This window comes from uncultured Photobacterium sp., from assembly GCF_947502415.1.
GTDB lineage: Bacteria > Pseudomonadota > Gammaproteobacteria > Enterobacterales > Vibrionaceae > Photobacterium.
On sequence record NZ_CANMZV010000047.1, the window covers coordinates 1 to 7,843 of the forward strand.

General features: G+C 38.5%; 8 protein-coding genes. All 8 read right to left on the reverse strand.

Annotated elements, in window-relative coordinates:
* Positions 1 to 705: 705 nt before the first annotated feature.
* Positions 706 to 1,119, reverse strand: a complete 414-nt coding sequence (locus Q0852_RS23000; protein ID WP_299022606.1) for a hypothetical protein — start codon at positions 1,117 to 1,119, stop codon at positions 706 to 708.
* Between the two features lie 115 nt (positions 1,120 to 1,234).
* Positions 1,235 to 1,735: a GNAT family N-acetyltransferase gene (locus tag Q0852_RS23005; protein WP_299022608.1), complete on the reverse strand. Its 501-nt coding sequence runs from the start codon at positions 1,733 to 1,735 to the stop codon at positions 1,235 to 1,237.
* Between the two features lie 140 nt (positions 1,736 to 1,875).
* Complete coding sequence (locus Q0852_RS23010) at positions 1,876 to 2,181, reverse strand: hypothetical protein (protein ID WP_299022609.1); 306 nt, start codon at positions 2,179 to 2,181, stop codon at positions 1,876 to 1,878.
* A 200-nt stretch (positions 2,182 to 2,381) separates the two neighbouring features.
* Positions 2,382 to 2,750: a hypothetical protein gene (locus Q0852_RS23015; RefSeq protein ID WP_299022612.1), complete on the reverse strand. Its 369-nt coding sequence runs from the start codon at positions 2,748 to 2,750 to the stop codon at positions 2,382 to 2,384.
* A gap of 131 nt (positions 2,751 to 2,881) precedes the next feature.
* Positions 2,882 to 3,877: a hypothetical protein gene (locus Q0852_RS23020; protein WP_299022614.1), complete on the reverse strand. Its 996-nt coding sequence runs from the start codon at positions 3,875 to 3,877 to the stop codon at positions 2,882 to 2,884.
* Between the two features lie 605 nt (positions 3,878 to 4,482).
* Complete coding sequence (locus Q0852_RS23025) at positions 4,483 to 5,454, reverse strand: DUF4917 family protein (protein ID WP_299022617.1); 972 nt, start codon at positions 5,452 to 5,454, stop codon at positions 4,483 to 4,485.
* A gap of 140 nt (positions 5,455 to 5,594) precedes the next feature.
* On the reverse strand, positions 5,595 to 6,224 hold the full coding sequence (locus Q0852_RS23030) for a DUF3885 domain-containing protein (RefSeq protein ID WP_299022619.1): 630 nt from the start codon (positions 6,222 to 6,224) through the stop codon (positions 5,595 to 5,597).
* Between the two features lie 676 nt (positions 6,225 to 6,900).
* Complete coding sequence (locus Q0852_RS23035; RefSeq protein WP_299022622.1) at positions 6,901 to 7,695, reverse strand: Cthe_2314 family HEPN domain-containing protein; 795 nt, start codon at positions 7,693 to 7,695, stop codon at positions 6,901 to 6,903.
* Positions 7,696 to 7,843: the final 148 nt, after the last annotated feature.

The window sequence follows — 7,843 nt, forward strand, 5'->3', positions numbered from 1 at the left end:
GTTTTCAACTTTCATTGACCTCCGATTTACTCGTATATCAATGTTTAAATATAGAGCCTAACGCCTGCAATAAGGTGTGCCCCACTGAACCAACAAAGCACACCGAACTCCATACCAAAACCGCCAAGTGTAACGCATCACCTTGATTGCCTTGTTATGGCAAACTCAAGGAAATTTAGTCACTTACCAGATACGCTACCGCTACAGAAATATCTGCTCGAACGCCTGCCAGTTTACCCTACCGATAAAAACCGAACAGGAATTGATACATAACTTCATGAACCAACTTGCAAAATCAGTAGCCACTGGACAAAGAATTGCTCTTTACCAAAAGATATAAATCAGAAGTCTCGGGAAAAATAGAAAGGATTAGAACCTGAAAACCCTTAGCCCAAATTTGAGAACTGATTTTCGATGAAGTTTCTGGCATTTCTGACAGCAAACACAATAAGCAAATCAAGCGTGCTGCGGACAAAGCCAGCCAAATTTACAGTTCGTTATACCGACAAGCGTTCAGTTATATCGCCTGAAAAGTTCGGCTTAGTAGCCGCTAAGCTTGACCCACAGACCTTGAAGCAAAAACCACGTTGCCTGTGCTTTTTGTGCCATAACGCCGGGCATAAGGTGCACCAACACCGAACTAACCGAGCGCACTTAACTCCATACCAAAACTGCCGAGTGTAACGTGTCACCTTGATGCCTTTGTTAGGCATTTCCCTTCAAATAATCGACAAATTTCTCTCGAAATCGATACATCGGACAATTACTAGGTGTAATGTCTTCTATTAGCTCTAAATCAACTAAATATAAGATGGCTGCAGTTAGATCAGTATGAACATCAGTGTGATACTCAAAACTATGCTCAGAATTGTTTACTATCGTATTTTTTTCTTTAATAAAAAACTTACGCACTCCACTATTTTCAGGTTTGCTAAAGTCATCTTTCATTTCATTAATTAGGGTTGGAAACTTTTTTTCTAACTCCTTCCATAGGCTAATTTCAGCTTTCATGGCTTCTTTTTTATGTCTTATATCTGTATATTTATTACCAAAGTAAGTTCCTGCAGCCCCAGTGAATATACCACCTATAAAACCAATACCTACTGACACTAAATCCATTTTAAACCTCATAAATGCCTAACGCCTGCCATAAGGTGTGCCCCACGGAAACAACAAAGCACACTGAACTCCATACCAAAACCGCCGAGTGTAACGCATCACCTTGATGGCCTTGTTATGCAGCAAGTAACTTTGACATGTAATACTCATTAACGTATGCACCATCAACAAATAGAGAGTTTCTCTTAGTGCCCTCAACCTCAAAACCTTGTGATAGATACAATTGTTTAGCATGTTCATTGTGTTCCATCACCGTCAGCTCGATTCGGGTAAAATCATGACCTTTTGCCCACTTTTCTATGTGAGATAGCAGCTTTTTACCTATACCTTTACCGCAATAACTCTGCTGAATACCAATTACACAATAAATTGAATGCTTATTTCGGTTAGCCGTATTACCAATACCGACTATAAAGCCAACAATTTCATTATTCGCCTCTGCAACAAACATTTGTTTTGAGTCTGAGCCAATAAAAGAACTGATGATTTCAACTTGCTCTTTGACTGTAGTTTTACGCTCACCGGGCTCAAGCAACATAAACTTGGTTTCTTCATCAAGTCGATACATCAAAGCTAACAAATGATCTGCATCTTCAATTTCTACTTTTCTTATCATCGAATTTCCTTTTCCATATGCTGCATAACGCCCGCAATAAGGTGTGCCAACTCTGAACTAGCCAAGCACACCGGAACTTCAAACCAAAAATGCTGAGTGTAATGCATCACCTTGATTGCATTGTTATGTGCTGATACCAATTATTTTGATTTATTAGCAAGATACCCGCCAAGTGGGCGATCTGGTACTTTCTTAAACCCTTTCAAGCGTTTAACTTTTTCAGAAGCCTTAATATTGCTTTCAACTTCAAGCACAAAATCTTCGTCTAGATCATGATTTGCGAGTAAAGCAAGGTTAGATGAAGATGACCTCGACAACTTAGATGCTAATTGCTTATTTCTTCGGATACTCTTGCGACTACTTTTGTCATTTTCACCATAGACATTTCGGCAATCCTTTTCGTAACTTTTACACTTTTTCTCTTGGGGGTTTTTAACTTTACTCATTAGAACATACTCATTCGTTTCCCTAGCACATAACGCCTGCAATAAGGTGCGCCCCACTGAACTAACAAAGCGCACCGAACTCCATACCCAAACCGCCGAGTGTAACGCGTCACCCTTGATTGCCTTGTTATGCGCGCATCAGTTGAGCAGGACTGAATGTGATTCAACTCTGATTATCTATAATGCTCAAACTTCGCTAACTAATCACTTTGCTTATTAACTTCAGATTTACTTACATAGTAAATACCAGCAAAAATTAACGCTCCGATTAAATTAGCAAAAGGAATAATTTGTAACAGACCTAAAACTATTAGCTGACTAGTTTTCCTTTTAACTACCGCTAAATGTATCCAACATGAATGTATAACCCAGAGAATACACAGAAGAAACAACATTTCATTAGAAATTCCAAGTTCACTTTGCATAATCTCGGGGAAAAACAACCAGACTATGCCACCAAGAGTTATCACAAAAGTACAAACCCAAATAAAAACTAAAAATAGTTTTCGTAAAATACCCAATGACGAAAAAGCCAAAGATACTGATGTAACCTGTTGTTTGTAGTCCACAAAACACTCCTTGTACTATAGACTCCTAATACGCATAACGCCTGCAATAAGGTGTGCCCCACCGAACCAACAAAGCACATCGAACTCCATACCAAAACCGCCGAGTGTAACGCATCACCTTGATTGCTTTGTTATATTTTAAGCACCATAGGTATTCGTGGCATCGGTCCTCGCGCAGACTCATGATGAAATGCCGAAATAATGTCCTCTTTAGTAAAGATATCGATGCTTTCCCAGAAACTAGGTTTAAAACATATATCTTCAGAATCACATAATGTAATTTCATTGACTGTAGCTTCAAGTAACTCATTATTACTTTCAAGTTCATACAACCACGCACATTCACTTTCGTGCTCGACAAGCCAAGATATGACTATATGAGTACTATCATCTGTCGGTACCAGGTTAAAGCTACACATAACCTGTGGGTTTCCGTACAGCCAATTTTCCATTTTATCGTCGTAAGTTCGATATGGTGAAAATACTGTACAAATCGAGGCAGGTAATACCTTATCGATTTGAACCCAAACCGTTGAAATTTGGTGTCCATCCGTAACTGACTTGCTAGCTTTTTTTAAGTAATACAAACCATCATTTTCTAAAAACTTCTCTCTTCCTATTTGCATCTGTTTAACTAATTGAATGTACCTTGGATTAAAGAAGTTTTTACACATATTGATCATTTTTTTGTTTGCATCAAAAAAAGTACGCTTTTGTGCAAACTCATGACTAATTGCTCTGAGAAAAAAAGTAGCTGATTGCATTGTATCATGTACAGTTAAAGGCTCTTTTTCTATGCACCAGAAAACATTTGTATCATGATGATTACAATATCCAGGGAATACCGATACATTTGAAATATGTTGCTCTTGTAATTTTGCTTTCCCGTTATAGTCATCCTGATATAAGTCATACAGATTTCTACGCAAACACGTCACTTTATTATTTTCTGCAATTACCTTAAGCTGCCCACCCATTTGCTGAGAGTGAGAACCAATTGCAAACTCAGAACAACCATTAACTAAACACTTATATTTGGGTTTCTTTCGTTGAGCTTCAATTTTGCCTATTGATGCACGCACCCGTTGTTTACAAATTTGTTTTTCTAACTGATCATTGTAGATCACATAACCTCCCAGAAAATATAACGCCTGCGATAAGGTGCCCCACACCAAACTAACAGAGCACACTGAACCTCAAACCAAAACCGCCGAGTGTAACGGGTCACCTTGATTGCTTTGTTATGCAACTCCATCCATTAATACGATCATACTTGGCCGAAAGCCTTTCCACGCATGATGAGACTGCGACACGCAAACAACAAGTGCTAGCTCTAATTTGTTCCGATTAACTATCAACACTTTGAGCCAGGCTAACCTGCATGGCAACCTGATACAGATTTAATTGGCTGCTGCACCGAGCTATTGGTAAAGACAAACAACTGCTTTTTCAGAGCGAAGCAACGTTGATAACTCAGTGCTGAATTGCCAGAGTAAAAGGCAGAAAAGAACAAAACAATGTGCTGTTCTCTGAACCTTCTGGCAGCCTTTCGCTGAACGAATGGCCAAAGAAATAATGGTAGTGGGCGATGAACATTCTACCATCGACGCACTTGGCTCTAAGGTGCATAACGCCTGCAATAAGGTGTGCCCCACTGAACCAACAAAGCGCACCGAACACCACACCAAAAATGCCGAGTAAAACGCATCACCTTGATTGCCTTGTTATGTGTTTAACTGTTTACCTGCCCTAAAGGATGGGAACTAGAGTCAAAAAACATAATTTCTTTCTTTGAATCGTGAAAGTAAGTTTGAACTTCGTTAATGAATTTTGATTTATCTTTGTCTTTCATGCCACTAAATACACTAATAGCAATTTTTTCAGCCTTGTTAGATTTTAAAGCATTTAAAATATGAGCATCATAGTCTTCACTTAACGAATGACCAAAAACCACAAAATTCCCTATGGCTTTTGAAAAACGGTTATAGCAAAAATTTAAGTAATCGTTTGAACGTATTCGGCGCAACTTAAATTCAGACTTGCCTTCAGATATAAATAATGGCGTATCTTTAAATCCTAATTCATCAATAATATCTGATATTGAAGTTTCTTGGGTAGCAGTAACTTTAAACGTGAAACCATTTTGAGATTCTTGCAGGTGTATTGCCCCATGCAGGTAATACAATGCTGATTTAGCACCTATGATATTCGTATCAGACAAATTAAACACACACGCCTTATTCCAGAAAAAATCACAGAACCCATCACTGTTTGATTTCATAATTGACCAGTAAGGAATTAGGTCATAATTTGTTGTATAAATTGAGCGAAATTTTCGTAGCTGAGTGTTAATGTTTAGTGCAGGTACTCCACCGTATGAAACATGAGATGCGTTTACAACATCAATTAATGACTTTCTGACATTATGGTATAGAGTCTTTATCGCATCAAGGTTGTAAAAGTTAACAAGGTGCGCATGGTAAATAATTCTCAACACCTCTTCAAAGTTGACAGTATCCACTTTTTCAAATAACTCTTGCGCGTGCGGATACATCTTTATTCCCAGCTTTTTAACGTTATCCAATAACGTCCAATAATGAAATTTTTCACTAATTCCAATACTAAAGCCATTCCCTAACAACAAGTTTTTCCATAATCCGTCATCAACTTCTTTCCATAGTTTGATTTCTTTTAAATTATCCATTCATTAACAACCTTGAAGTTTAAAATTATAGAAACACATAACGCCTGCAATAAGGTGTGCCCCATTGAACCTACAAAGCACACTGTACTCCACACCAAAACCGCCGAGTGTAACGCATCACCTTGATTGCCTTGTTATATTCACGAGAAAACACTGTCAATACGTTTTCGGTCATAATCTAAAATCCAATCATTGTGTCTTCTATAAAGTTGCTCCAGAGCGTCTTTTTTTGGGGCTACTACATCCATACCTCTATCGTCGTAGAGGTTTAAAACCAAGCCATTATTGTGATTAATAAAAAAGCACTCTCCAATCAATGAGGGGCTCCTTGAGCCGAAATCGGAGTTAATAAGTGCTATTAAGATATTGTCCACATTAACATCGTTGACCTTAACATTTGAAATTGTAGCTCTTTTCCAACATTCACACTTATAATCTAGGTCTTCAGAGTAGATTTCCCTGTGATCTGTAAATACAACTTTTCTATTTTTCACATCACTTACCTGCTTAAACAGGAAATTCCTGTTTTTTATTTTCCTCCGCCCGTCAGAGTAAATTTGATAAACAATTGAACAATCATCATCTGAAGAAAAAACAGTACTAAATATTTTAACCGCTCTATCTAAAGCAACATTGAAATACTCTTCGTTGAAATTTTCATTGTCAAAATTTGACCAGGCACCAATTTCAGGAGGGCCAATCTCGAACCTCAATGCAAAGTGATTTTTGTAAAAAAGAGGTTTTTCTAATTTTATTTCTTCGTTGTCCATGTACGCTTAATTAACCTAGTGAATATAACGCCTGCCATAAGGTGTGCCCCACTGAACCAGCAAAGCGCACTGAACTCCATACCAAAACCGCCGAGTGTAACGCATCACCTTGATGGCCTTGTTATGGCGCAAAACCTTTTGTTTTAATTACGTTTTTCAATTATCTTCCGCATTCTGAGACCTTGCTCTTCATCATACAAGGTAGTGGCAACAAAATCGGAATCTCATTGGCAATGAATCTGAAAGCGATTTAATAAACGAGAAAACAACCACTAACCAGATGCCAATCCTTTGTTGCGGCTCTCGGACTTGGGCAACCAAAAGCCGCTGAAGAAAAAGAACCTTGTGGCCACCAAACAGATAACCGCAACCTCCGTAAAAACCATCATCGCGTGATAACCAATTGCGGCTAGAGAATTTGGGATACTCGAAACAGAATTGGCAATGAACATTGATTACACCAGGCTGCAAACCGCAATAATCGCTGAACGATTTTCACGGCATTGCGACTGATAAGGAATTGATGAAACTGCCACCATTGATAAAGAAAACCATGACGACTACAGATCGTTAAGAGCCATAACGCCTGCAATAAGGTGTGCCCCACTGAACCAGCAAAGCGCACTGAACTCCGTACCAAAACCGCCGAGTGTAACGCATCACCTTGATTGCTTTGTTAGCTATCTTTTGCTCTGTGGTAGCCATGGAAATGATGTGAAACACCACTTCTAGAGTTTTTGGATAAAACGTCATGCCTATCACGATAGTAAACGTATAGTTCGTCTGCTAATTCGATGCACGCACGAAGAGCTTCTTTGACCTCTTTCACAACAACATCATAAATTTTGTCTCGTGACTTCTCGTAAGTTTCGACTAAGTCGTAGCCACTGATGCTTGAACCATATGATTCTGACCAAGACATATTCTTAAACATTTGGTCGTCTTCAGTATATAAATTACAAAAGCCTTTATGTGCTCTCTTATTGCGATCTTGACGAAGTGGAACCCCTGTTTTATCTATAACTTTTAAGTGCTCCAGTATTTCAGGGTGATTTTCCCTTAATACTTTACTCAATTGTTTAATATTTAGCTTATGGTCGGGTAAGTTAATTTCTAATACTTCGTTTACAAAATGAAATGCAATGTCCCTCAAACTGGAAAAGCGGAATAATGCTAAATCAACGATAGATTTTAACCAATCATATCTATTTATATTTTTAACTGTAGAGGGCAAAGGTATTTCTTTTGCACCTAACATCTGAGGTATTACCCGTAGATCCACAAACTGTTGCTCTAAAGCATCAAACCTAACGTAGGTTAAATGTGCATATGCCATATGTGGATCTGCTGCTTTGAATTCATCCCAATTTTTGTAAGGGTGGTCATGTAAGAAGTACATATTTATAGAATCATAAAGTACGCCCTTGAATGTAGACTCTTTAAGATCCCACCAAAAGTATTCAGTTTCCATCTTGCTCCCTGATTACACTGAAGATAGCTAACGCCTGGGATAAGGTGCGCCACAACGAACCTACCAAGCGCACCGAACTCCATACCAAAACCGCCGAGTGTAACGCGTCACCTTGATACCTTTGTTATGTTCGTGATCAATAAACTCA

Coding starts and splice junctions, on each gene's coding strand:
- Q0852_RS23005 (WP_299022608.1), bottom strand. CDS start 1,735: ATGATAAGAAAAGTAGAAATTGAAGATGCAGATCATTTGTTAGCTTTG.
- Q0852_RS23000 (WP_299022606.1), bottom strand. CDS start 1,119: ATGGATTTAGTGTCAGTAGGTATTGGTTTTATAGGTGGTATATTCACT.
- Q0852_RS23025 (WP_299022617.1), bottom strand. CDS start 5,454: ATGGATAATTTAAAAGAAATCAAACTATGGAAAGAAGTTGATGACGGA.
- Q0852_RS23010 (WP_299022609.1), bottom strand. CDS start 2,181: ATGAGTAAAGTTAAAAACCCCCAAGAGAAAAAGTGTAAAAGTTACGAA.
- Q0852_RS23035 (WP_299022622.1), bottom strand. CDS start 7,695: ATGGAAACTGAATACTTTTGGTGGGATCTTAAAGAGTCTACATTCAAG.
- Q0852_RS23030 (WP_299022619.1), bottom strand. CDS start 6,224: ATGGACAACGAAGAAATAAAATTAGAAAAACCTCTTTTTTACAAAAAT.